At 34.9% G+C, this 25007-nt stretch carries 18 protein-coding genes and 1 pseudogene; 12 read left to right on the top strand and 7 right to left on the bottom strand.

What is annotated here, in order from left to right; all coding sequences use genetic code 11:
- Window positions 1-219: 219 nt before the first annotated feature.
- Entirely contained in the window at window positions 220-825 is a 606-nt protein-coding gene (locus CHB81_RS07790; protein WP_089351332.1) for an FMN-dependent NADH-azoreductase, read from the bottom strand.
- Between the two features lie 103 nt (window positions 826-928).
- Here CHB81_RS07790 and CHB81_RS07795 point away from each other — a divergent pair, with 103 nt between their 5' ends.
- The 3 genes and pseudogenes from CHB81_RS07795 (at window position 929) to CHB81_RS07805 (ending at window position 3211) form a co-directional block, all read left to right on the top strand.
- The gene (locus CHB81_RS07795) at window positions 929-1357 is read left to right on the top strand and encodes a helix-turn-helix domain-containing protein (protein WP_254921007.1); all 429 of its coding nucleotides are present in this window, start codon (window positions 929-931) and stop codon (window positions 1355-1357) included.
- 408 nt (window positions 1358-1765) lie between these two features.
- A pseudogene (gene tnpA, locus CHB81_RS07800) lies at window positions 1766-2197 on the top strand (IS200/IS605 family transposase).
- 285 nt (window positions 2198-2482) lie between these two features.
- Entirely contained in the window at window positions 2483-3211 is a 729-nt protein-coding gene (locus tag CHB81_RS07805; protein WP_089351333.1) for a YoaK family protein, read from the top strand.
- 371 nt (window positions 3212-3582) lie between these two features.
- Here CHB81_RS07805 and CHB81_RS07810 read toward each other — a convergent pair whose 3' ends face one another.
- Window positions 3583-4110: a GNAT family N-acetyltransferase gene (locus CHB81_RS07810; protein ID WP_089351334.1), complete on the bottom strand. Its 528-nt coding sequence runs from the start codon at window positions 4108-4110 to the stop codon at window positions 3583-3585.
- A gap of 1068 nt (window positions 4111-5178) precedes the next feature.
- Here CHB81_RS07810 and CHB81_RS07820 point away from each other — a divergent pair.
- On the top strand, window positions 5179-5433 hold the full coding sequence (locus CHB81_RS07820; RefSeq protein WP_089351336.1) for a hypothetical protein: 255 nt from the start codon (window positions 5179-5181) through the stop codon (window positions 5431-5433).
- Window positions 5430-7022, top strand: coding sequence for a malate dehydrogenase (quinone) (mqo, locus tag CHB81_RS07825; RefSeq protein ID WP_089351337.1), 1593 nt, complete (start codon window positions 5430-5432; stop codon window positions 7020-7022). Before CHB81_RS07820 ends, mqo begins: the two co-directional genes overlap by 4 nt.
- A 610-nt stretch (window positions 7023-7632) precedes the next feature.
- Here mqo and CHB81_RS07830 read toward each other — a convergent pair.
- Genes CHB81_RS07830 through CHB81_RS07850 form a run of 5 tightly spaced genes read right to left on the bottom strand, consistent with a single transcriptional unit; the run spans window position 7633 to window position 12104 of the window.
- Entirely contained in the window at window positions 7633-7965 is a 333-nt protein-coding gene (locus CHB81_RS07830; protein WP_089351338.1) for an L-rhamnose mutarotase, read from the bottom strand.
- 2 nt (window positions 7966-7967) lie between these two features.
- The gene (locus CHB81_RS07835) at window positions 7968-9434 is read right to left on the bottom strand and encodes a tagaturonate reductase (RefSeq protein ID WP_089351339.1); all 1467 of its coding nucleotides are present in this window, start codon (window positions 9432-9434) and stop codon (window positions 7968-7970) included.
- Window positions 9435-9437: 3 nt separating this feature from the next.
- Window positions 9438-10277 carry an amidohydrolase gene (locus CHB81_RS07840; RefSeq protein ID WP_369597371.1) on the bottom strand — a complete coding sequence of 280 codons (840 nt, stop codon included), beginning with the start codon at window positions 10275-10277 and terminating at the stop codon, window positions 9438-9440.
- Window positions 10277-11074: an SDR family oxidoreductase gene (locus tag CHB81_RS07845; RefSeq protein WP_089351340.1), complete on the bottom strand. Its 798-nt coding sequence runs from the start codon at window positions 11072-11074 to the stop codon at window positions 10277-10279. The genes CHB81_RS07840 and CHB81_RS07845 overlap by 1 nt, the downstream gene beginning before the upstream one ends.
- A gap of 16 nt (window positions 11075-11090) precedes the next feature.
- Window positions 11091-12104 (bottom strand): zinc-binding alcohol dehydrogenase family protein, encoded by a 1014-nt coding sequence (locus CHB81_RS07850; protein WP_089351341.1) that lies wholly within the window; start codon window positions 12102-12104, stop codon window positions 11091-11093.
- A 216-nt stretch (window positions 12105-12320) separates the two neighbouring features.
- Here CHB81_RS07850 and CHB81_RS07855 point away from each other — a divergent pair, with 216 nt between their 5' ends.
- The 7 genes from CHB81_RS07855 (at window position 12321) to CHB81_RS07885 (ending at window position 24903) form a co-directional block, all read left to right on the top strand.
- Window positions 12321-13172 carry an AraC family transcriptional regulator gene (locus tag CHB81_RS07855; RefSeq protein ID WP_089351470.1) on the top strand — a complete coding sequence of 284 codons (852 nt, stop codon included), beginning with the start codon at window positions 12321-12323 and terminating at the stop codon, window positions 13170-13172.
- A 308-nt stretch (window positions 13173-13480) separates the two neighbouring features.
- Window positions 13481-14023, top strand: coding sequence for an RNA polymerase sigma factor (locus tag CHB81_RS07860; RefSeq protein ID WP_089351342.1), 543 nt, complete (start codon window positions 13481-13483; stop codon window positions 14021-14023).
- Between the two features lie 88 nt (window positions 14024-14111).
- On the top strand, window positions 14112-15167 hold the full coding sequence (locus CHB81_RS07865) for a FecR family protein (RefSeq protein ID WP_089351343.1): 1056 nt from the start codon (window positions 14112-14114) through the stop codon (window positions 15165-15167).
- A 164-nt stretch (window positions 15168-15331) separates the two neighbouring features.
- Window positions 15332-18913, top strand: coding sequence for a SusC/RagA family TonB-linked outer membrane protein (locus tag CHB81_RS07870; protein WP_089351344.1), 3582 nt, complete (start codon window positions 15332-15334; stop codon window positions 18911-18913).
- A gap of 17 nt (window positions 18914-18930) precedes the next feature.
- Entirely contained in the window at window positions 18931-20286 is a 1356-nt protein-coding gene (locus CHB81_RS07875) for a RagB/SusD family nutrient uptake outer membrane protein (protein WP_141130376.1), read from the top strand.
- A gap of 11 nt (window positions 20287-20297) precedes the next feature.
- Window positions 20298-22280: a TlpA disulfide reductase family protein gene (locus CHB81_RS07880; protein ID WP_089351346.1), complete on the top strand. Its 1983-nt coding sequence runs from the start codon at window positions 20298-20300 to the stop codon at window positions 22278-22280.
- On the top strand, window positions 22270-24903 hold the full coding sequence (locus CHB81_RS07885; RefSeq protein ID WP_089351347.1) for a S9 family peptidase: 2634 nt from the start codon (window positions 22270-22272) through the stop codon (window positions 24901-24903). The genes CHB81_RS07880 and CHB81_RS07885 overlap by 11 nt, the downstream gene beginning before the upstream one ends.
- The last annotated feature ends 104 nt before the right edge of the window (window positions 24904-25007 follow it).

The raw sequence follows: 25007 nt of genomic DNA on the forward strand, positions 1-25007 counted from the left end.
ATTCACCACATTTTTTTAGTAATCATAAATTTTCCCATGGTTGTACAATTTGGGGTTATAATCAATGATAAAACAGCTAGTAAATTACAAAATCGCATCAAAATCAAAGCAGACTATAAAAAAGCTTTTATAATAGTTGTGAGAATAGCTGCCTGAAAAACCTCCAAAATTATAGGATTTCAGAGGTTTTCTATATTATGTCTTGTCCTAAAAAATAGTTTAATCAATCTTGATGCTATTAATCGCTTTGGACATGGCATGATCTTTTAGTCCTGGAACTTTTAGTCCTTCTGCGCGAAATGCTGTAAGATCAGTCATGCCCAGGAAACCTAGAAAAGCTTTTAAATAAGGAACTACAAAGTCGTTAACTTGACCTGCACCTTCTGAGTAAACACCGCCGGAGGACATTGCTATGTATACTTTTTTTCCTGTTACCAAGCCTATAGGACGGCCATCTTCACCATATCCAAAAGTTATTCCAGGTCTTGTAATATGATCAATCCATGCTTTTAGTGCTGAATGAATGGTGAAGTTGTAGAGTGGGGCACCAATAACAATTATATCAGCCGCTAGTAATTGTGTGAGTAAGTGATTAGAAAATGTGATTGATTCTTTTTCTTCTTTGGTTAGAGACTCATCAGCAGTAAATAGTTTGCGAAGTGATTCAGGGTTAAGATGTGGCATTTCAAGATCAACCAGATTTAATTCTTCAAGTGTAGTATCAGGATATTTTTCTTGAATTTTTGCTATAATAGCTTTACCAAGTTTAATACTATGTGATTCTCTTGGTTGAATACTAGACATTAAATGAAAAATGTGTTTCATAACGGTTACGATTTTTAAAGTTACTTTATAAAACCTAATCATAGAGTAATTGGAATAATTACATCTAGAGGTTTTATTTAGGACAAAGTTACAGCTGTGGAGTATGCAAAAGAGAGCAGTTTCCCAAAGGAAAGTGGTTACTTTTAGGAAAGTTTGTATATTTGCTATGATGAAAACAATTGAATATGAAATACTTCCAACTAAGGATGAGTGTACTGGATCGCTCAAAAACGTTATTGATGCGATGTATGTTCTTAATGGAAAATGGAAACTGGCTTTGATTCTTTGCCTTGTGCAATCATCAAAGCGTTTTAACGAGATTCAGAAGGAAATTAGAGGTATTTCCCCTAAAGTATTAGCAAATGAACTGAAAGATCTGGAACTAAATTATCTTGTCACACGTAAGGTGTATTCAACTACTCCAGTTAGCATAATTTATGAAGCGACCGAGTACAGTCGAACCTTAAAAAATGTGCTAGGTGAGTTAAGTGCTTGGGGTGAACAACATAGAATGAAAATTAAAGGGAAATAATATCAATTAAACCTCGCCCGAAACACTAATGAGCCGACTCCACTTTTACTCTTTAATAATTTACAGAAGGATTGTAGGGACTAACTGGAGAATGGATGAGACTTATGTGAAAAAATACAAAGTGGAGGATATAAAACGGTTTAGGGTTTAAAAGTTTCGAATCCACAAGACAAACATTGAGTGGGATTGAAATTATACACATATATATAATTAATCCCCTGGTCAAACTATGTTCAAATCATTCTGTAAGTCGGCAGCGCAATTTTAGAATGCTAAAATATTTTGGTGGTAAACAAACAGATGCGACAGGTTCTCTTTTTTATATTTTATTGGTCTCAGATTGGGGTTTAAAACCCTGCAATTTATTGCAGTACTTTAGTAATGCGAAAAAATCTTTATCTTTAGATTATGAGTACAGATATAAGAAAAGGTTCGCATACAGTAAGCAGATTGACATGTCATGTTGTTTGGGTTACTAAGTATAGATTTAAAGTTTTAAAAGGTGATGTTCAAAAGCGTTGTCGTGAACTTTTAATACAAATATTTGAAGTGGAAGGGATTGAGATTTTAAAAGGAGTTGTGAGTTCAGATCATATGCATATAGAATATGTGTCAAAGCAGAATGTCAGCACAATTTTAAAAAGTTTGAAAGGAAGAACGTCAAGAAAGCTTCAGATGGAATTTCCAGAACTTCAAGCCCGTTATTGGGGGTAGTATTTTTGGGCAAGTGGCTATGGAGTTTGGAGCACAGGAAATATCACTGATGAAATGGTAAATGATTATCTAGAACATCACAGAAGAAAAGAAGGAGATGATAATTCAAATTTCATTCTTGAATGAAATAGAAAGAGGGACTTTCAGTCCCTTGTAAAACAAACCTCTGCACGAGTGGTTTAGTTTAACATATATTGGTCTATTAAACTGATTTTTCCAGTCTCAGCAATAGATTGTAGTCAAATTTAATTATAAATTCTTTCTAAGCTTTTTGGGGTCTACTATTTCCGTGTATTTTTTTATCTTAATTGCTTTATAAAAAATGATCAGGTAAAATTTAGTTATCAGGAATTCAATTATCCCCAGGAGATTAATTTCAGTATAGAGCTTGTCTAAACTTAATTCAAAACCATGTTCAAACATCAAGGTAGCAAAAGGAATTTAGGGCATAATCTTAAGATTGCTTCTTTATTATCCTTTGTCGCAGGAATAGTAAATGTAGCTGGTTTTTTAGCTGTTCAGAGGCTAACGACAAATGTAACGGGACATTTTGCTTTTTTTGTAGATGAAGTTTTTAAACTTAACTTTAAACAGGGAGGTGTTTATTTTTTATACATTTTTTTCTTTTTTCTGGGATCTTTTTTTTCAAGTTTGCTGGTAGAATTTCTTTTGCGTAAAAACGAAAAATATGTTTACGTAATTCCAACGGCTATCGAAAGTATGATCCTGCTATTTATAGGCCTTTTTGGAAAGAACTTAATACAGCAAAGCCCAGATTTTATAGCCTATTGTCTACTTTTTGCCATGGGGCTGCAAAATTCGCTGGTAACAAGAATTTCAAATGCTACCGTGAGAACTACTCATCTTACCGGGCTTTTTACGGATCTTGGAATTGAATTGTCGCAGTTGTTTTTTTATCGGGAATCTATTTTTAGAAAAAAACTGATTGTTTCCATAAAACTACGAACAACCATTATCGGCTTTTTCTTTACCGGAGGCATTATTGGAGGTATTTTTTACTCCAATATCGGATTGCAGGTTCTATTTATAGGAGTAGGGGTATTGCTATCGGGTTTGATCTATGACAGTGTAAAGTTTAGGATGGTGATGCTCAGGAGAAAGTACAGGCGTACTCTATAAATACTGGCCCTGACGGATCATTTTATGGACAAGTGGTCGATACTGACAATTTTTACAATGAGCAATAGATTTCTCTGTCCTTTGTTTTCATATAACTCCCGTCTCTTCTGGTTAAAATTAAAACATTCGTAATATCTTTACATTTGACTATTTTTCATTATAAAACGATCATAATTGTAATTTGTTAACTGTATTGAGAGTTTTCAGTTCTATAAGAATTATCATTTTTTCAATCATATTTAAGATTAAATTATATTAAATAATATATAAGCGTCTTTAAAATAGATGCTTATGTTTATTTGTGCAATTTGAATGAGGATTACATTTGAAATACACGAAATTATAGGTAAAAAGAATTGATATGGCAGTGTTCAATTTAGAGGCAGTTGCATAAGAACCATTCTTTTAAACTCATCTTTAACATTTGGATAAGACAGATCAATTTGATCAGTAACTACAAAACCTTGTTTTTCGTAAAATTTTACTGCATCGCCACTTTTCATTGCTTTTAGCCATATAACTTTTTTATTTTCATTTGTGGCTAAATGCTCAACCATTTTAATGGTAGATTTTCCTAAGCCTTTTCCAGACGCTTCTTTTAGAAAATAGATTCTCTCAATTTCTAAATAGTTCGTATCTCTTGTTTTGTCTATAGCTTTATTGTTATTAAGTTTTAATATCCCCACAGGTAATTCCTCATGGTAAATGAGAAAAAATTGGGTATCATCTTCGTTCATTTCTGATAATATTTTTTCTTTTGTGAAATTAGTTTTCATATAGTTTTCACCATGATCAGTCCACAAATAGAGATAATGTTCAATATACGATTGATTGTATATTTTCAAAATCTGCGGGATATCACCCTCTGAGCAAATTTTATATCTAGGTTCTTTAATCATAGCAAATAAATATTTTTTTTTAAATGTTATTTTTGATTATTAATAAAAAGCATAAACAATAGTCATCATACTGGAAAAATTGGTCAGTCTGACCATAGTCTTTCAGTATAATTTGACCCCTGGTTTTAGAATGTGTTGACTACTGATATTCAATTTAAAGGGATCATCATAATTTAGAATTAATTCTAGTGTAAATTAATGTGAGTCATACTCGATTTTGTGATTGTCTTATTTTGAAGTTTTATGAAATAGACAATAAATTTAGAATCGAATTTAGGTGGTCATTTCATTTTAACATATAATGGACAATTAAACTGATTTTTCCATCTAAACTCTGTAGTGCTTGTTTTTGCTGAGTTTTTAATTGTTAAAAGTAGCTTGTGCCGTGAATCTGTCACCAAAATTTTCGCTGCTTTTATAAATATTGAAAGTTTCAGAGTGGTTTAAATTTACGTTATAATTCTTAATGGTTTCAAGTGTAAAAATACAAATTTTTGACAAATAATGATAAAGAATTAAATTGTAATTGATTTTAAATGGTATTACGCAATTTGAGATCATTTTATAGTGATCTTCTATGTCATTTATCAATTTCCGATGCAGAAACTAGCAACTCTGTGTTTTCAAGGTGCACAGATTTCAAGGTTCAAATGAGGTACAAATCTGAACATAGCATAACAAAATAAAAATAAATAAATTTTTTATCTATTATTTAAATTAAAGAATAGCTTTTGTTGATTTGTGGTAATGTATTTTTTAAGAGCACATTAACCAATGTGGTTGAAGCAAAGTTGCATTTTTTTTTAATAATAATTTAAATTTTATCATTTAGAAGATTAATCTTTTGAAGCCTTTTTCGTTTTAGAATGTACAACAGGGAATGAACCTTATGGAACGGAGAAAGAGGATATGTGTTAAAGAAAATCTAATATAAACAAATCACCAAATAGTAGATTATTATTGTAAATATTCGAACAATTTGCTTTTCGATTGGCAAGACCAAGGATAATTCCTATCTTTATTAGGAATTAAATATCTTATTATTAATAATTTATAACTATAATGATTATGACTACATTTATTTCTACTGCCGTTGAGAAGCAGCAAAAAACATTAAAAATACTAGCATCAGTATTTTTACTATTGGCGTATATTATTGGCTTGGGTGCTTTAATAGGAACAATATATCTTATAGCAACACCAAGAGGTATTGGAGGATGGATTTTGCCAGTCTTTACTTTTTTATCGGGATTTATAGTATTCCTATTTTTATTCGCATTTTCAAAAATTATAGCGATTCTAATTGAAATCAGCAGCAAATGAAAAAAGAACTCATCAGTTTGCTATGTATCTTGATATTGGGTTCATGCAGCGATAAGAAAGGTAATGAAAATGAAACGGTAGATGTGGTTATGGTTGGAGGAGGGATCATGAGTGTAACTTTGGCTAATATGCTTAATGAACTTGATCCTAAGTTGACTATGGTGACTTATGAAAGATTGGATAGCGTTGGATTGGAAAGTTCATCAGCGTGGAATAATGCTGGGACTGGGCATTCGGCACTTTGTGAACTGAACTATACTCCTGAATTAGCTGATGGTAGTATTGATACGCATAAAGCTGTAGAGATTAATGAATCATTTGAAGTATCAAAAGAATTTTGGTCTTATCTGGTTGCAGGCAAAAAGATAGGGCCTGCAAAGAGCTTCATCAATCCGACTCCACACATGAGTTTTGTTATAGGAGAAGCCAATGTAAAGTACCTCAGGAAAAGATATTTGGCACTACAGAAAGAACCTCTTTTTACAGGAATGGAATTTTCTGATGACCAAAAACAAATCAGGAATTGGATTCCTCTTGTGATGAATGGAAGAGATGCTTCGCAAAAAGTTGCTGCAACTAAAATTGATATCGGTACGGATGTTAATTATGGAGCACTTACTAGTGAATTAGCTACAAATCTTGTTAAGTCTGGAAAAATGAAACTTGAATTGAATCATGAGGTAACTGATTTTAAAAGAAATAGTGATGGTACCTGGAAGGTGTATACCAAAGACTTGAAAAACAATGTAACCAGAATAATTAATGCCCGCTTTGTTTTTATTGGAGCCGGAGGTGCTACATTACCATTGCTGGAAAAAACACATATTCCGGAAGCAAAAGGGTATGGTGGCTTTCCTGTAAGTGGGGAGTGGCTGGTTTGCAATAACCCAAAAATAATAGCTCAACATCAGGCCAAAGTGTATGGAAAAGCTTCAGTAGGTTCTCCTCCGATGTCAGTTCCGCATTTGGATACAAGAATCATTAACGGAAAAAAAGAGCTTCTTTTTGGTCCTTTTGCAGGATTCTCTTCTAAGTTCCTAAAAAATGGAACATGGGCTGATCTTCCTGAGTCTTTTAACTTTTATAATATCAGGCCAATGTTGGAAGCAGGTCTTGACAATGTTCCGCTAACCAAATATCTGGTAGAACAAGTAGTGCTGACACCTGAACAGCGATTGGCAGCTTTACGTGAATATTTTCCAAAGGCTAGAATGGAAGACTGGGATCTTAAGGTTGCAGGTCAAAGAGTTCAGGTAATAAAAATAGACCAAAGCACGCAAGGAGGGATCTTACAATTCGGTACGGAGGTTGTTACTGCATCAGATGGCAGTGTGGCAGCTTTACTTGGTGCATCACCAGGAGCTTCTACTTCGGTTTCCATAATGCTTAAGGTAATTGAAAAATGCTATAAGGAACAGTTGAAAACTCCACAATGGCAGACAAAAATTAAGGAAATGATTCCTTCTTATGGTCAAAATCTCTCAGGAAATATAGCTTTGGCTAACATAATAAGAAAAAATAATAGTGAGAAATTAGGGATAATTTGGAAAGAAATCCATAGAGATACCTTGAAGGTAGACGTTCCATGATTTATTTAGGTTCAAACTATATCAGTAAGGTTTATATAGATATTGTTTGAACCTGGTTTTTTCTCTTTGGTAAAATTATTTGAGCAACAAAAAATCTCTGCTTCCGGAAGAAACTTATATTTTTGAAGTAATTATTTTAGTGCGTATTTGTTTAAACCAACGTCAACCAATAATAAATCTATCAGGAATACTAACGATGACTTTTCCAGTGAAATATTTCTATACTCACTCCTTCGGCAAAAAACTTCCAGGGAATTCCTGCGGATAATCCAAAAGAAGTAAGCTATGAAGAAGGTGTTTATGTTGGATAACGGGTTCCGTCGCATCTGGAGTTAAGTTTTACCTTTGCCTTTTTTTTAAATTCAAAAATTAATGAATATTAAAGGTTATTGTTATCCAAAATCTATTATTCTTCAGGCGGTATATTTCAAACTTAGGTTTTCTTTAAGTTACCGAGATGTTGAATAGATAATGAAAATTAGAGGAGTTCAAGTTGACCATGCATAACTATGTTTAAATCATTTTGTTCTTTAGTAGCATAACTTTATACTGCTAACACTTAATCATATTTTAATAAAATAGATGCTACAGAATCGTAATATTTATATATTCATCGCAGCTTAAATATCTTGTTCATAATAACCCATTTTTCGCCAGGCATTGTGTTGGGCAGTCCTTGTTGGTACTTCCACATCAGGTTTTCCCATTCCTGTACTTTTGGGTTGGCTGCATCCGCATTTGCTTTTTCTTCAAACGAAAAAATTTCTTCCGTTTCCATTATCATGAAAAGGCGGTTACCGGTCCTGTAAATTTCCATTTGAATGATGCCGGAATCTAAAATGCTTTTCTTTATTTCAGGCCAGACTTCCTGATGATAGTGTTCGTATTCAGCTATTAGGCTCACATCATCTATGAGGTCCAGAGCAAGGCAATATTTTTTCATTTTCAGATGTTTTGTTTTCTTTTATTTACTACAGCCCAATAAGATGTAAAACTTTTTTCTAAGTTATCATTATCAAGGCATTGTAGCGCTACTGTAATAGTATTTTCTAATCTTTCAACGTTCAGCAAGTTACTGCCCCACAATGCTTCATTACCTAAAATGTCACGGACAGTGTCAGCAATAGTATTTAAAGAGAATGCCTTGGCAAACAACTCAATAACAATAGGTTCATCATTTACAGGGAGTACTCTGCCTTTCCATTCCCCTTTGTAAAAACGAATAAGACAGGCAAACCCAAAGATTAAGCGCAATGGCAAAGTGTTGTATTTTTTCTGATAATCAAGAATCGTTGGCAATATCCTAACCCTGAATTTAGAAAGAGAATTTAAAGCGATACTGGAAAGCTGGTGGTGAATGAATGGATTTTTAAAACGGTCAAATACATCTTCAGAAAATGAATTTAAGTTTTCTTCAGGAAGATTTATGGTAGGGTTTATTTCTTGATAAACGGCATCGCGGATAAATTTTCCAACAAAATTGTTATCAATAGATTCTCTTACCGTTTCATTGCCATATAATAAAGATACCGGCACCATAAGCGTGTGGGCACCGTTAAGGATGCGAACCTTCCTTAACCGGTAAGGCGCTATATCCTTAACTATAATGATATTGGCATCAATGGTATTAAATGGTATACGTTCAAGTAAGGTTTCGTCTGCTTCTATCGCCCAAAAAAGGAAAACCTCTGATACAACCATCAAACGGTCTTCATAACCAGCTTCTTGTTGCAACGTTGCAGCTTCATCTTTTGGGTAGCCCGGAACGATACGGTCGACTAAGGTATTATGGAAAAAATTATGGTTATTGACCCACTCATGAAATTGATGCCCCAAGCTCCATAATGCCGCATAACGCAGCACAAGTTCCTTTAATTGGTCTGCATTATCTGTAATAAGCTCCAAAGGAAGTATCGTAAGCCCTTTACGACTGTCGCCACCAAAATATAAAAATCTCTCGTAAAGCAGGGCTGCTACTTTTGCAGGGAAACTTTTATGCGGATATCCGATTAGTGTGGCATCGCTCTCATTAAAGGCAATCCCTGCCTCGGTTGTATTAGATAGCAAGACAGACAGTTCCTCTTCTTTAGCAAGGTCTAAAAAGGCATCATAATCCTCATAAGGATTGATGGCTTTTTGTATACAGGATATTATGTTTTTTTGTTGAATCTCTTTGCCCTGGCTTGTTCCTTTTGTAAAAAGTGTAAACAATCCTTGCTGATCCTGTAGCTGCTGTAAAGAGCCTCCGGCCCGCGCTTTTACTACCGCAACACCCGCATTAAAACCAGCTTCTGTATTTAGCTTATCTACAATATAATCAGCAAACCCCCTTAAAAAATTACCGTCGCCAAACTGGATTATCTTTATAGGAAGTTTTTGTGTGTATATTTCAGATCTTTGTAACAACTCCATATTTTATACTTCAAAATTATAAAAAGCTTGCGCATTTTTAAACCACACTAATTCCTGTTCCTTTGCCGGTAATTGGGCAATATAATCCTGTACCGTGCTTACAACATTACTATAACTTGCAGCAACATTGCAAACTGGCCAGTCTGACCCAAACATTAGCCTCTCTGCCGTGAAATTTTCAAATACTACATCGAGGCAGGGCTTAAGATCATCTGCTGTCCAGCTGTCCCAATGGGCTTCTGTTACCATACCTGATACCTTGCAAAAGACATTTTCTTCCTTGGCTAATTCTTTGATATCCGCTTTCCACTTTTTTATATTTCCGGTTTTGAAGTCCGGCTTGGCAATATGATCCAGCACAAAAGGTTGGCAGGGAAAATGATTAACAAGAGTAATGGCATCGGGCAGCTGATGATGGAACACGAGTATATCATAGGTATAGCCAAATTGTTTGAGCGCAGCAATCCCGCGCCGGAAGTCTTCTCTAAGCATGAAACCGGCTGCTTCTCCCTGCACCACGTGCCTGAAGCCTTTTAGTTTTTTTTCAGTTGAAAAATACGTAAGGCGTTCACTCACTTTTTCATCCAATAAATTTACCCATCCCACTACCCCCTTAATAAAATTATTCTCTTCTGCCAGTGCCAAAAGAAATTTTGTTTCATCCTCCGTCTGGTCGGCCTGTACGGCAATACAGCCGGAAAAAAGGTTCTCCATTAAAAGCGGCTCTAAATCTCCCGGGAGGAAATCTTTCCTGATTTTATGCATGGAATCATCTATCCAGGAATGTTTAACAGGATCGAATTTCCAAAAGTGCTGGTGTGAGTCTATTCTTTTGTGCATCATTACGGATTTAAATTTATCAAAGCCCTGTCTAAATGTACATAACCGCCATCTATAAATACAAACTGCCCTGTGGTGTGTGAGGAAAGGTCTGAGATAAGGAACAATGCCGTATTGCCAATTTCCTCCGGTTTTGTCATGCGCGATTCAAAGGGTATGCTTTTATTTATTTTTGCTAATGCGGCATCACCATCAGGTAGGGTTTTTAGCCAGTCATCATAGGCCGGTGTATAACTCTCTGCAATAATCAGGGCATTACTCCTTATTCCGTATTGTATAAGATCTACCGCCCATTCTCTTGTAAGTGCTAAAACGCCGCCTTTTGCTGCAGCATAGCCCGATGTGCCGCCCTGGCCGGTTAACGCAACCTTAGACCCTATATTGAGTATATTGCCTTTAGATTCTTTTAGATAAGGGAGCGCATATTTAGTCAATAAAAAATAGCTTGCCAGGTTAAGCTTGAGCGACTCCATAAACTCTTCATAAGTAGCGCTTAAGCCTACACCATCATTTACGCCTACATTATTGATAACTACATCTATACGCCCATATTTTTGAATAATTTCAGCAACAGCGGTTTCCATTTGTCGTGGGTCTGTTACATTGGTTTTACAAAACAAGGCATCTATACCACTTGCCTTAAATTTTTCAACATAAACATTTCCCCGCTCATTACGGTCTACTAATACCGGTATAGCGCCTTCCTCTGCAAGCATCCTTACCATAGTTTCTCCTATACTGCTTTCTTTTCCGGCTGAACCCGACACAACAACAACTTTATTTTTTAATCCTAAGTCCATATCAGCTTCTGTCTTTTTAATCTACGTCAATAATTATTTTAATCGCATTATTTTTAGGGTCGATCCAGTCATTAAATTGTTCGATCATGCTCTCGAATGACCCCCTGTGTGTAATATATCTTTTGGGGTCAATAGTACCTGACCTAAGACTTTGAAGTACATAATCAAAATCCTGCCTTGTAGCGTTGCGGCTGCTCATTAGCGTTGATTCCCGTTTATGAAAATCAGGGTGGCTAAAAGCCAGTTCCCCTTTTTGAAGCCCCACCAGTACAAACCTGCCGCCATGTGCCATATAGTTAAATGCTGAATTCATTACATTACGGTTGCCGGTGGCATCAAAAATTACCGTGGGCATGTCTCCGTTAGTAAGGGCCGCAAGGCTCTCTATAACGTCTGCTTTGTATGGATTTATAAGTGCTTTTACACCAAGTTCTTCCCTACAAAAGTTAAGGCGGTGGTCATTAATATCCATAACGATTACCATTGCTCCGGCCTGCTGCGCAAACTGTACAAGACCAATACCAATAGGCCCGGCACCCATAACTAAAACAGTATCGTTTTTTGTGACGCCTGCGCGGCGCACTGCATGTGCCGCTATTGCCAGTGGCTCTACCAGCGCAAGTTCATCATAATTGAGCCCCTCCCCATGAAGCAAATAGTCATCTTTTACGCAAACATACTCGGCCATACCACCATCAATATGCACCCCAAAGACCTGCATGTTTACACAGCAATTGGTCAGGCCATTCCTGCATGCTATGCACTTGCTGCAATTAAAGTAGGGTATAAAGGTTACTCTATCTCCCATATTAAAACCAAGAGCTTCACCCTCAATATATTCAGCTGCGAGTTCATGGCCTAAAACCCTGGGGTAATTAAAATAAGGTTGGGTTCCGCCATAAGCATGTATATCGGTGCCACATATCCCTATTTTTCTTATTTTTAACAAAGATTCGCCGGGTTTGCGTTGTGGCACCGGCTTTTGTTTAAGTAAAAATTCATGTGGTTTTTCACAAACAATATATTTCATAGTTTTATTTTCTGAGCAAGTACCCCTTCATTGGGATAACTGTATATTAAGAGCATTGATAATTTAATTTATTACCGTGTTAGACACCTATACTACAAATTAATGCCAATTTAGCAGGGCAAAAATTTGTATTATTATCCAATCATTGCGGAATATTATCCCATGGTCATCCTTTATGTATATTTAAATGTATATTTACTTAAAAAATCGTTATCGTTGAAGCCGCACCACCTTGCTATAGCTACAGATTCTACAAAATCATTTTCTGCAAAATGTGAAGTTTTGCCCGATATTAATAACTGGTGGCACTACCACGATGAACTGGAGCTCATTTACTTTAAGAATGGAAGTGGGACACAATTTGTAGGCGACAACATAAGCAGTTTTAAAAATGGTGATATTGTGCTCGTTGGAAGTAATTTACCGCACTACTGGCAGTACAGTGAACAATTTAAGGATGCAGCAATTGAAGTGTATGTTGTGCATTTTAATAAAGATTTTTGGGGCAAGGATTTCCTTAATTTGCCTGAGAACCTGGAGCTTGCAAAAGTTATAGAGCAATCCAGACAAGGAATACAGATAAAGGAAAGTTCTAATGCCTACTTAATAGAATCTATAATCAGGATTGTTGAAAATCAGGGGACAAAGAAAATCCTGAGTCTCATAGAGGTTCTTTTGGAAATAGGTAAATGTACCGATTGCAAATACCTGGTATCTCTGGGTTTTAAAGCATATTTTCAGGAATCTGAACGCGACAGGATACAGAACATCTACAATTATACCCTAAAAAATTACAAAGAACAAATAAGCCTTGAAACAATAGCGAAGATTGCCAAGATGAGCAGGACTTCCTTTTGTAAGTTCTTTAAGCTCCGTACAGGTAAAACCTATTCCGTTTTTTTAAACGAGATCCGGATAGGGAATGCCTGCAAGCTGCTTATTGAAAAAAAGATGACCGTTAAGGAAATTTGTTTTGAAAGCGGTTTCCAAAATTTTTCAAGTTTTCACAAATGCTTTAAAGATATTACCGGGCAAACACCTTTAAGCTATCAAAAGTCGTACAAGTAAATGGTAAAACAGTTTACTTTTCCATAATTAATTGGACAATCTAACTATTTAAACCCAAATTATGCGATATTAGGATTCAGAGGAATACAAAAAAATGTTTTACACCGAACCTGATGATGGTCTAATTTCCAGATGGGGATAGAGGAAATGTTGTTTGTCTTAAATAGTTAAAAAAAGAGTTTGAAAGATTTTACTTTGTTTTTTAGTAAATTAATGTTAAAAATCTAATTTTTATAGAAATTACTTTAGTTAATTGGGATTTTGGTTAGTTTTGTACACAACAATTGCCGATATATTGGTATTTTCACATGCAAAACAAAAACACTGATATTCATTTATGGAGCCAAATTAAAAAAGGAGATCCTCATGCTTATCATAAATTATATGATCGCTATGCAGATGTGCTTTTTTCTTTTGGAATTCAGTATACAAATGATGAAGCTTTAGTTCAGGATGCCATTCATGATGTTTTTGTAGAATTGTATCGCTACCGCAAAACTATTGCAGAAGAAGTAATTATTAAATCGTACTTGTTCAGATCTCTTCAGAATGATATTTTCAAAAAACTAAAATCTCAAACCAAGATAGTTCGCCTTGATGCCGTTTCAGAAGGTGCTTATAAAACGGGATCAACAGAGGAGGAACTTATTCACGACGAAACTATTTTTATCAAACATGCTAATTTAGCATTAGCATTAACTTCCCTAAGCAAAAAACAGCGTCATGCTTTGCAGCTTCGATTTACAGAAGATCAATCTTATGATGAAATTTCCGCTACTTTAGAAATTAGTTTGGAATCTTGCAGAACCTTAATTTACAGGGCTTTGAAGGAACTTAGAAAGAAACTTTAAAAAAATATTAAAAAAACATTAAATTTTTTGTCTATGTTTTTACTTTTTTATTCTCTTAGTAAATAGAGAATCTAAAAAGAAAATTATTTTGTACCCAAATTTCAAAATTTTATCAAAAGAAGCCAAAGTAGACCTAAAAGGAAGACTTGAAAATAGTCTGGCTTTCGAAAAACATCGCGCCAGGCGAAAAAGGCTTCGCACACTTTCGTGGAGTATGGCTGCCATACTTTGCATTTGTCTAGGCATTACGGTTGTTTTTAAAAAGCAGCATGAAAAAGTAATTAGCCCAATTGAGCAATTTGCAAACGGAACTAATACGCAAACGATTCTTGAAAAAAGTGGAGAAGTTAGATTGGTGCTTGCAGGACAGGAAACCATTACTATTGCAGACAGCAGTACTATTGCTTACAATACATCAGGAAGTAAAATCCAGGTTAACAATAAACAAATTGATCAAAAAAACTCTCTTGAACCACAATACAATACGGTGTTGGTGCCATACGGAAAAAGAGCACATTTAAGTTTAGCCGATGGAACCTTGGTCTGGCTGAATTCAGGATCAAAATTAATTTATCCAACGGCCTTTAATACAAAAAGCAGAGAAGTATTCCTTGAAGGCGAAGGTATTTTTGATGTAGCTCATAATGCAGCAAAACCATTTTTTGTAAGAGCTGCCAATAATTACAGTGTTCGTGTATTGGGAACTTTATTTAATGTGAGTTGTTACACTGCAGATGCTAAAGTTTCAACGGCCTTATTGCGCGGAAAAGTACAGGTTGCCTATGCTAAGAAAGGTTTTTTTAACAGAGACACTTTGCAAGCTGTTCTTAAACCGGGAATGATTGCAGCTTTAGACAAAAAAAGCCAGACTATTAAAACTACGGTTCAGGATGTCGAACCATTATTCTCGTGGAGAAAAGGATATTATGAGTTTTCGCAGCAAAAACTTCCGTTAGTTTTAGAAAAACTAACAAGATATTATAACGTCACTTTTGTTGTCAATAATCAAAAAAATCAAGACGAGACCTATTCTGGAGCTTTCAAATTAAATGATGATCTGGACAAAGTCGTTAAAACATTAGAAGCAACTACAGGTTTTGAGTTTGTGTATGATGCTGCGACCAGAAAAATAACTATTAACTAATATAAATTAACTAAAAATTACGGATTTGCCTATGATGAGATAAAACATGACAGAATAAACCAGGAAAACTAACCAAAAAAAAACCAAAAGATGCTCGAACATCTCTTGGCTTATGTAAAATTTTTAATTGCGAGTGCAATTATTGAAATAACTAAAACAAAATTATGAATAATAATCATGATATAGGCTTTCTATTGCCTAAAAAAATCATCAACCTTACTTTTATTTTATTTATGAGAGTATTCATTTTGGTTCTCTATTTAGGATTAACCAGTATCTACGCAAATGTTGCCAAAGCACAAAATGAGATCTCAGTAAAGGTTCAGGGTGTCTCGCTGCAAAGTCTTTTTACGACTATTCAGCAAAAAAGTGATTTTGTATTTTTTTATAATGATGATTTAATGTCGTCTACTAAAAAAGTAAGTATTAATCAATACGGAACTGTTGAGCAAATCCTTAACACCGCTTTGTCTAATACCGGATTGGCTTATACTATTATTGATAAACAGATAGTTATCAAAAAATATAATCATAAAACTTCACTAAGTGAACTGGAACCGTATGAGGTTAAAGGAACTGTAACTGACAAAAAAGGAAATCGTTTAGTAGGGGTAAATGTCTTATTGGTTGGTACCCAAATTTGGGATATTACCCGAGAAAAAGGAGATTATAGAATTGAAGTAGTTGCTACAGATTCGCTTAGATTTTCTTATTTAGGTTATAAAACGAAGACACTGGCAGTCAATAATAAAAAATTGATAAACGTAGTTTTAGAGCCTCAGATAGAAGTATTGAAAGATTTAGTTGTTGTTGCTTCAAACGGTTATACTGATATTCCTAAAGAAAGAGTTACTGGTGCTTTTGAAGTGATGGGAGCCAAAGAACTGGCAGAAGTTCCTACTGTAGATATTGCCTCAAGAATTGAAGGAAAAATGGCAGGTGTAAAAGTAGACCCCAGAACAGGTTCTATTTCAGTAAGAGGAACCAATAACTACGGTGGTACAGGTAGTCCGCTAATTGTAATTGATGGTTTTCCACAGTCTGAAAATGATTTTAAATTTAGCAGAAGAAGTGTACCCGGATCTTCTATCTTAAGTTATCTTAATCCGGATGATGTAGAGAGTATCACAGTGTTGAAAGATGCTGCTGCGGCCTCTATCTGGGGATCTCGTGCTGCTAATGGAGTAGTTGTAATAGTTACAAAGAAGGGAAAAAAAGGAGATCCAACGATCAACTTTAGCACCACCACTACAATAGGAGAAAGAATGGATTTAGGGAAACTTCGTGTAATGAATAGTTCTCAATATATTGATTATGAGAAAGACTTAGTATCCGGTGGATTTATTGTCGATAATATTAATAACACTATTGATTCTGGTGGAGCTAAAAATCCCAGTGCGGCTCAGGAAATTATATTCCAACAACAGAGAGGAACAATTTCTATGGCACAAAGAGATCAGTTATTAACGCAGTTGGGACAAAATAATAATCTAGATCAAATTAACAGATACTTGTTAAGAAATTCAGTAACTACACAATACGATTTATCTGTTACCGGAGGTTCTGATAAAAGTAGTTATTATCTGTCTTTAGGATACAATAAAGATGAAGCTGCTATGAGAGGCAACGAATCAAAATCATACAATATCACTTTAAATAACTCTTTTCAGCTTAAAAGTTTTTTAAAATTAAATACAGGTATGAATTATGTTTCCAGTACTTTTCAGGAAAATAATACTGTTAATGAAGCATTATCTAATGTATCAAGTACTGCGTTACGACCTTATGATATGATTGCAGATGAAAGCGGAAACGGTATAGATCGTTATATTATTTTTCGACCAGAAGTAGCACAAGGATTCGAGAAAAAAGGATACTTACCGTGGACTTACAATTACTTAGATCAGTTAAACTATTCGAATGTAATTACAAAAGGAGCAAATTTAAGATTAAACGCCAGTTTAACAGCTACAGTAAACAGTTGGTTGAACTTTGAAGCTTCAGGTATGTATACTTCCATTGGAAACAAAACCAGAACATTAAACGAAGCCGATAGTTATTTCTCCAGAAATATGATCAATGAAGCTACTTCTATAAGTACAGCCGGTAAATTGGTCTATGGTATTCCCGTAGGAGCTTATTTGAACAATACAATAAGTAGTAATGATTCGCAAAGTATGCGTTTTCAAATGAATATTAATAAAAATTTCAACGAAAACAATGGCGTTCACTTTTTGGCAGGTTCAGAAATCAGAGAAGAACGCAGAGAAGCATCAAGCCAGAGATATTATGGTTATAATACTGATACAAACTCCTCTCAATCTGTAAATCCTACCACTTATTATACTACTATTTATGGATGGCAGACATTTATAGGAACTGCCGATAACAGTATTAGTAAATACAGAGACCGCTATTTATCGTATTACGGATTAGGATCTTATGATTATATGAACAAATATCATGCTTCAGGAAGTGTACGTTTTGATGATTATAATTTACTGGGAGCTTCCAGAAAAAACCGTGCTTTGCCATTATGGTCTGTAGGTGGTAAATGGGATATTAATAAAGAATTTTTCTTAAGAGATATTAGCTGGTTAAACAATTTGTCGGGCAGAATTACTTATGGTAAAGCAGGAAGCGCTCCTTCTGGCGGTTTTGGAAGTAATAGTGCTATTATTAGCGTTGGAACGGTTGATTTTAATACACAATTACCAGTTGCTTCTATTTCGTTACCGGAGAATCCTGAGATCAAATGGGAAACCACTGCAACTCTTAACTATGGTTTAGATTATGCTCTTTTTGATAATCGTTTACACGGAAGTGTTGATCTTTATTATAAAAAATCTAAAGATATTTTGGCAAATGTACCTTATAATCCAACATATGGCTGGTCTTATTTAAATTACAATACAGCTTCGCTGAAAGGGCATGGTCTTGATTTAAGTATTGGCGGACTGATCGTAAACAAAGCTTTTAAATGGAACAGTAATTTCAATTTTTCGTATAATACGAATGAGGTTACAGACACTCGTTATAACCTTACTACAACAAATCAATATTTAGCAGGATCAGCAATGTTAGGTCAAACTATCGGTTACGTTTATGCTTACAAATGGGCTGGTTTAGATGCTACAGGTCAATCAACTGTTGCTAAAAAAGATGGTACCATTATCAACTCTACTCAGGGTATCGCATTAATTGATAAAGAGGATTTAAAATATATGGGTACTTCTATTGCACCTTATTTTGGCGGACTCATGAATAGTTTCTCCTATAGTAATTTTACATTAGGTGTTCAGGTTAGTTATTACATGGGTAGCGTATTTAGAAATCCGGTATTGCAAAACTATCCTACTTATGTGGGTGTACAAGGTGGTGCTGTTGCAAAAGATGAACTGATCGCTGATCGCTGGCGAGCAGCCGGAGACGAAACAACTACAAATGTTCCCGGCTTAAGCAACATTAGTTACAATAGTGTGAATCGTTTTCAAATGGCAGACATCAATGTATTGCCGGCAGATAACATTCGATTACAGCAAGTTTCTTTAAGCTATAACGTTCCGTCAAATTTTTTAGACAGAACGTTTATCAAGTCATTGAGTTTCAATTTTGCAGCGAGAAATTTAGGGTTATTATGGGTTAAGAATGATTTAGGTATTGATCCGCAATACTTGTCAACCAACAACTATAATACACTTGCTCCTCAGCGCAATTATACTTTACAATTTAATTGCAGTTTTTAATTTTAAAAAACAGACTTATGAAATTTCTAAAATTCACACTATATATTTTCCTGCCTTTACTTTTATTAAACTCTTGTAGAGATTATGTCGAAGTAGAACCGGTTGGAAACAACAGAGTCTTAAAATATACTTCTGATTACAGAGGTTTGGCAAACAATTATTCTGCGATGGGTTCCTTTGGCGGAGTTCATTTGCTTGCCAGTGCAGACATAGAATTTCCTACAACTTATCAAAATGGAGTTTCTACCATTTGGGGAAATAGTTATACCTGGCAGGAAACCATATACAATCCTTCTCAGGGAGATGCAGACTGGAATGGCTTGTATTTGTGTATTTATTACAGCAATGTTATAATTGATGGAGTAATGAGCAGTCAGGGCGGAACAGATGCTGAGAAAAAAGAAATTTATGCCGAAGCTTTTGTACATAGAGCATTTGCTTATTTGCAGTTAGTCAATGTTTACGGACCACAATTTGATCCTGCTTCTGATAATTCGGCAAAAGCAGTTCCGTTGTTAGTAAAACCGGACTTATTTTCTTCTTTAGAAAGAAGTACAGTTGGGCAGGTTTACGATCAGATTCTTTCGGATTTGCAAAGTGCTCTTGCAGGTGATATTCAGGATACTCCTTCGTTTAATTTACTTCCTTCAAAAAGAGCCGTTTATGCATTACTTGCCAGAACCTATCTTTATATGGGGAATTATCAATTAAGTCTTGACAATGCTCAAAAAGCACTTGCGATGCAAAATGGTTTAATTGATCTAAAAACGTTTGCAACAGGTTATAGTTATCCGGTTTTAATACAGAATCCGGAGATTATATTTTCTAAAACCTTATTAAACACCTATAACGGAGCTCCTTTGGCTCCTGAACTGTTAAATAGTTTTGAAAGTAATGACCTGCGCTACAATTACTACACAATTGCGGGAACTAGTTTTTTTCCAAAGTATACAGGCAGAGGATTTGGTATAAACACTTACAGTTATACTAACGGAATTAACATTGGAGTATCAGTTCCTGAAATGTATTTGATTTCTGCCGAATGTTATGCCAAATTAGGCGATACACAAAAAGCAGTTGATAATTTGAACATACTGCGGGCAAAACGATATAAAACAGATACGGTTTATCAATTATCTGCCTCAACCAGTAAAGAAGCTTTAAATCTGGCACTTGTTGAAAGACAAAAAGAATTAATAGGCAGAGGATTCCGTTGGTTCGATCAGCGCAGACTGAATTTAGATCCTGCTTTTCAAAAAACATATACCAGAGTTTTCAAAACCGTGACGTATACACTGGCACCAAATAGTGATGGATATGTATTCCCGATTAATCAAAATTATATCGATTTAAACCCGGAATTGGGTAAATAAAAACAACACCAATGTTAAAAAAAATATTAAATATCAAATTTTTGGTACTGGCTTTTTACGCCATTACCTTACAAGTTACAAGTCAGGAAACAAAGTTGAGATTATCCGGAATGGTCGATGTGCCCATTCCGGGGTCAACTCTAAACATGACTTATGATGCAAAAGGAGGACCATTGGAAAGCATCAGGGAGATTAACGGATGTGTCTATGTTTTTAATGATTACCAATGGGAAATCGAAGACCTTAAAATGAAAAAAAACGGGGCTGTCTGGAATGTAGAATATACCGTTCCAAAAAACTGCGCATTTATGGCATTCAAGTTCTATGGCAATACAAATAATGGTTTGGTTACTGACACCGGACAAGACACCGGATATCTTTTAGTTGTTTTTAAAGAGCCAAAAGTAAAAATGCCGGGAGCTGATTTGGCTTGGGCTACTTTTAGAAATAAGGATTTCAATACACAATTTGGCGGTTATTTTAAAGATTTTACTATCGCCGGAGATGCCACGGAATATTGGTTGAAAAAAGAAGTAGCAGATCATGGTGAAAACTTCCCCAAATTTATTGATACCTACATTAAAGTTTTAAAGGTTCAGAAACCGGAAAAATTTGACGAGTTAGGACATCGTTTTTTAGGTGATTTTGTTACGAAAATAAATGGTCAGCCAGAAGAAGTATATGCTAAAGTTCAAAATTTATACCTGTATGAACTGAAAGATAAAGTTAAAGCAGATTCAATCGAAACGATGATTCAAAAACTATTTCCTAAAGGAACATTTTTGCGATTTAAAGCCTATCAAAAAATCAATCAAATCCGTAATTCGGAAGACAGAAATAAAGTAGTGAATCAGTTTTTGGCTGATTTTCCAAATGATGCAACAGTTCCGGCTTCTCAAAAGTATTTGTATGATAACATTTCTAAGATGCTGTTCGCGTATTATTTTGAAACAAAGGATTACCAGTCTATTTTGAAGTTACTTCCAACAATGAATTTTGCATCGATAAATGACTGTTATCATCAGGATATTTCGAAAGCATTGTATATTAAATCTGTAGAGCCTGCTGTTATAGAAACTATGGCTGTGCCAATGATCAGATTAATGCAGGAGAAAGTAAACGATATGTCGTATATGCAAGGTATTTACTGGTCACCAAATCAGGCTACAGAAAATGCCAAAACGCAATTAAACAATGAGTTGGTAATCCAGATTCGTATGTTTAGTATGCTAAATAAATACAAGGAAGTTCTGGAGTGTTTTGAATTATTGCCGGTTGAAAAACGTTATGAAAAAGCAAGTATCAACGATATTCATATAACTGCTTTAGAAGCGTTGAACAAACCTGTAATCGAAGTTTTAAAAAATGCTGCAAGAGCCAATGCTTTATCAGAAAAAGCGACAGCAAAACTAAAAGATTGGTATCTTAAAGAAGGCAAAAAAGAAGCTGATTTTCCTGCTTTTCTAGAACAATTAAAAAAAGAAAATAATTCTGAAGAACAAATTGTTTTGATGACTCCTGTAAAAGCTCCGGCAATTGATGCACTAACAACGGACGGTAAGCCAAAACAATTGGTTTTAGACAGTGGAAAAATCATCGTAATCGATTTTTGGGCAACCTGGTGCGGACCTTGTAAAAAAGCGTTTCCTGCTATGCAGCAATTAGTGAATAACTACAAAGACGATAAAAACGTTGAATTCTATTTTATAAGTACACAAGAAAATAAAGAAGGCTATAAAAAAGAAGCTATAGCCTATTTAAAAGAAAAAGGATATAAGTTAGATGCTTATTTTGATCTTGTAAAAAAAGATGGTGGAACCAATAATGCTTCGTTTTCAAATTATGCGAAAATTTTTAAATCAAGCGGTATTCCGAGAAAAGTAGTGATCAAAAACGGTCAAATTCGCTTTACATCAGAAGGTTTTTCAGGAAATCCGGGTCAGTTGGTTGATGAATTGACAGGAGTTATTAATGCTTTAAAAAATGAAAAATAGATTTTCAAAAGCCAATAGTGTTATGAAAAAAACAATTATACTGTGTATACTCGGTTTGAGTATACACAGTTTATCTGCACAGAAAAAAGCTGTCGATGAGTCTGCTTATCAAACATGGCAACGAATTAACAGCAAATCTTTATCTTATAATGGAAAATGGATGTCGTATAGCACGGTTTTTCAGGATGAAGAAAAAGAAAACAAAAAGCAAGTCATTATTCAGGAAACTCCAAAAGGAAAACGCTTGGTATTGGACAATGTGAGCGATCTGAAATTCATCGGAAAAAAAGACTGGATTCAATACAGTAAAAATGACACTACATTTTTACAAAACTTGAAATCAGGCTTAAAAAGAGTATGGAAATCCAAACATTATACGAACATTCTTGAAGGTACTGATATTTTATATTATACACGTCCGGAAGATGTAAAAGGAACATTCTTTCTACAGCGTTTGGTTTGTTATAATGTAGAGACAAACGATAGTTCATTTGTAAATAACATCAAATCGTTTCGATTTTTGAAAAATAAAACGATTTTTTATCTTCAGATAGAAAAAAATCAGGCATTCCTGAAATACGGATTTCCAGGCGGAAAACAACAAATAGTTTATAACGGAAAAGCAGCAGACTTTGGAGATTTTCAATTAAATGCTAAAGAAGACGGTGGTAGTTTTACACTTCGCACCAATGAAAATTCAGAATTTAATATGCTGTATTATTTTAGTCTGAAAACCAATTCAGTGAAACCTGTTTTCAATTATGATGATATTTCGATAAGTGATCCTGCTTATTCTATTTCAAAAGTAGCTTACGGACTCAATGAAAACACGAATCTCATTCCGTTAATGCTTAACGAGAAAAAACGCTCTGAAAATTTGCAAATCCCAAGATCGGAAATTGAAATCTGGAAATCAGGCCAGGGTACGATGGAACGCAGACAGGAATTACTTAGAAATTCAAAAATAGCGCCAAGCGAACAGAAATATTTTTATGATATTAAAAACAGAAAATGCATTAAACTGGCTGCTACCGGCGAATATGATCAGTTAATGGTGCCGGAATCAGATAATTTTAAAGGTGTTTTTGCCATAGATAAAAAGCCATATGCAATCGAGGTAGACTGGACATTTAACGAGCGAATTGATTTGTTCTGGATTGATGTCACAACCGGAAAATCAAAAAAAATAATCGAAGGAACTACTGCAAATCCTATTTGGAATCCTCAAGGAACTTTTGCTGTTTTTTATGATGACAAACAGAAATCCTGGATGGTTTTTGACAGCGCTGAAAATGAGTTGCAGTTTAAAAACATAAGCAAGCAAATTCCTTTTACTATTTTTAATGATGCCGTAGATATGGCGTCTATGAATACCGCTTACGGAATAGCAGGCTGGTTAAACGACGGAAACACGGTTGTACTTTACGATCAGTTTGATATGTGGGCCATAGATTTAACGAATCAAAAACCAGCATACGCAATCACACAAGGCTATGGAAGAAAAAATAAAGTGGTTTTAAGATTGGGTGAAGTAACTTATGGTGGAGATTTAACCAACAGAAAAATAATAACTTTTGTTGGTTTTGATACAGAACATAAATCAAAAGGAATTTACAAATTGAGCAATAATACTGTTACTAAAGTGTTTGCTAATCCTGATTATGATGTAAAAATAGAAGCAACATCAGCAGATAATTCGAGCGTTTTATTTTCAAAAGAAAGCTATACCGTTTTTAGCGATCTTTGGTGGGCAACCTCAAATTTCGGATCCCAACAGCGACTTACAGATATCAATCCACAGCAAAAAGAATATGCGTGGGGAACCTCAAAATTAGTGACCTGGAAAGCTTTTAACGGAAAAGAAAATCAAGGTAATCTATATCTTCCTGACAATTATGATCCTAAAAAAACATATCCTGTACTAGTTCATTTTTACGAAAAACATACCGAAGAATTGAACCAATATCAATTGCCGGAGACCAGCACTTCTAATATTAATATTCCGTCATATGTAAGCAGAGGGTATATCGTTTTTCAGCCAGATGTACATTATACCTATGGCGATCCCGGAAACAGTATCTATAATGATGTTATCAGCGGAGTGGAGTATTTAATAACACAGGGAATCACGGAGAAAGGTAAAATTGGTATTCAGGGACATAGTTTTGGAGGTTACGAAACTTCATTTTTGCTTACCAAATCAGATATTTTCAGCTGTGCAATTGTGGGTTCAGGTGTGAGTAATTTTACAGCAAATTATCCTGTTATGAGATCTAATGGGCTTTCGACAATGTTTAAATACGAAGTAGATCAGTACCGTATGAGCAGTTCATTATATGATAATTTAGAAGGTTATATCAAAAATTCGCCGTTGTTTTCTGCGAAAAACATCAAAACTCCAACACTTATTTTTCATAATGATGGTGATCGTGCTGTACCGTATCAGGAAGGGCAGTCTTTGTTTTTTGCACTTCGACGTTTAGGAAAACAAGCGTGGCTGGTCAATTACAAAAAAGAAGGACATACGCTGGATCAGGCCAGTAACAGAAAAGACTGGACAATCAAAATGCAGCAGTATTTTGATTACTACTTAAAAGGTGCAGAACGCCCAAACTGGATGTAATTATTTTTTAACACATAGAAACATAGTATTTGTAGTCTTTAAAAAAGCGTTTCACTTTATTTGAAAACACAGAGTTGGCTATGTGAATTGATGTTAGTGAAATT

The sequence above is a fragment of the Flavobacterium sp. ov086 genome (assembly GCF_900187965.1).
Taxonomy (GTDB): Bacteria; Bacteroidota; Bacteroidia; order Flavobacteriales; family Flavobacteriaceae; genus Flavobacterium.

Bases quoted from the DNA above. Each gene is read 5' to 3' on its own strand.
- CHB81_RS07790 (WP_089351332.1), bottom strand. From the start codon at position 825: ATGAAACACATTTTTCATTTAATGTCTAGTATTCAACCAAGAGAATCA.
- CHB81_RS07795 (WP_254921007.1), top strand. From the start codon at position 929: ATGCAAAAGAGAGCAGTTTCCCAAAGGAAAGTGGTTACTTTTAGGAAA.
- CHB81_RS07805 (WP_089351333.1), top strand. From the start codon at position 2,483: ATGTTCAAACATCAAGGTAGCAAAAGGAATTTAGGGCATAATCTTAAG.
- CHB81_RS07810 (WP_089351334.1), bottom strand. From the start codon at position 4,110: ATGATTAAAGAACCTAGATATAAAATTTGCTCAGAGGGTGATATCCCG.
- CHB81_RS07820 (WP_089351336.1), top strand. From the start codon at position 5,179: ATGACTACATTTATTTCTACTGCCGTTGAGAAGCAGCAAAAAACATTA.
- mqo (WP_089351337.1), top strand. From the start codon at position 5,430: ATGAAAAAAGAACTCATCAGTTTGCTATGTATCTTGATATTGGGTTCA.
- CHB81_RS07830 (WP_089351338.1), bottom strand. From the start codon at position 7,965: ATGAAAAAATATTGCCTTGCTCTGGACCTCATAGATGATGTGAGCCTA.
- CHB81_RS07835 (WP_089351339.1), bottom strand. From the start codon at position 9,434: ATGGAGTTGTTACAAAGATCTGAAATATACACACAAAAACTTCCTATA.
- CHB81_RS07840 (WP_369597371.1), bottom strand. From the start codon at position 10,277: ATGATGCACAAAAGAATAGACTCACACCAGCACTTTTGGAAATTCGAT.
- CHB81_RS07845 (WP_089351340.1), bottom strand. From the start codon at position 11,074: ATGGACTTAGGATTAAAAAATAAAGTTGTTGTTGTGTCGGGTTCAGCC.
- CHB81_RS07850 (WP_089351341.1), bottom strand. From the start codon at position 12,104: ATGAAATATATTGTTTGTGAAAAACCACATGAATTTTTACTTAAACAA.
- CHB81_RS07860 (WP_089351342.1), top strand. From the start codon at position 13,481: ATGCAAAACAAAAACACTGATATTCATTTATGGAGCCAAATTAAAAAA.
- CHB81_RS07870 (WP_089351344.1), top strand. From the start codon at position 15,332: ATGAATAATAATCATGATATAGGCTTTCTATTGCCTAAAAAAATCATC.
- CHB81_RS07875 (WP_141130376.1), top strand. From the start codon at position 18,931: ATGAAATTTCTAAAATTCACACTATATATTTTCCTGCCTTTACTTTTA.
- CHB81_RS07880 (WP_089351346.1), top strand. From the start codon at position 20,298: ATGTTAAAAAAAATATTAAATATCAAATTTTTGGTACTGGCTTTTTAC.
- CHB81_RS07885 (WP_089351347.1), top strand. From the start codon at position 22,270: ATGAAAAATAGATTTTCAAAAGCCAATAGTGTTATGAAAAAAACAATT.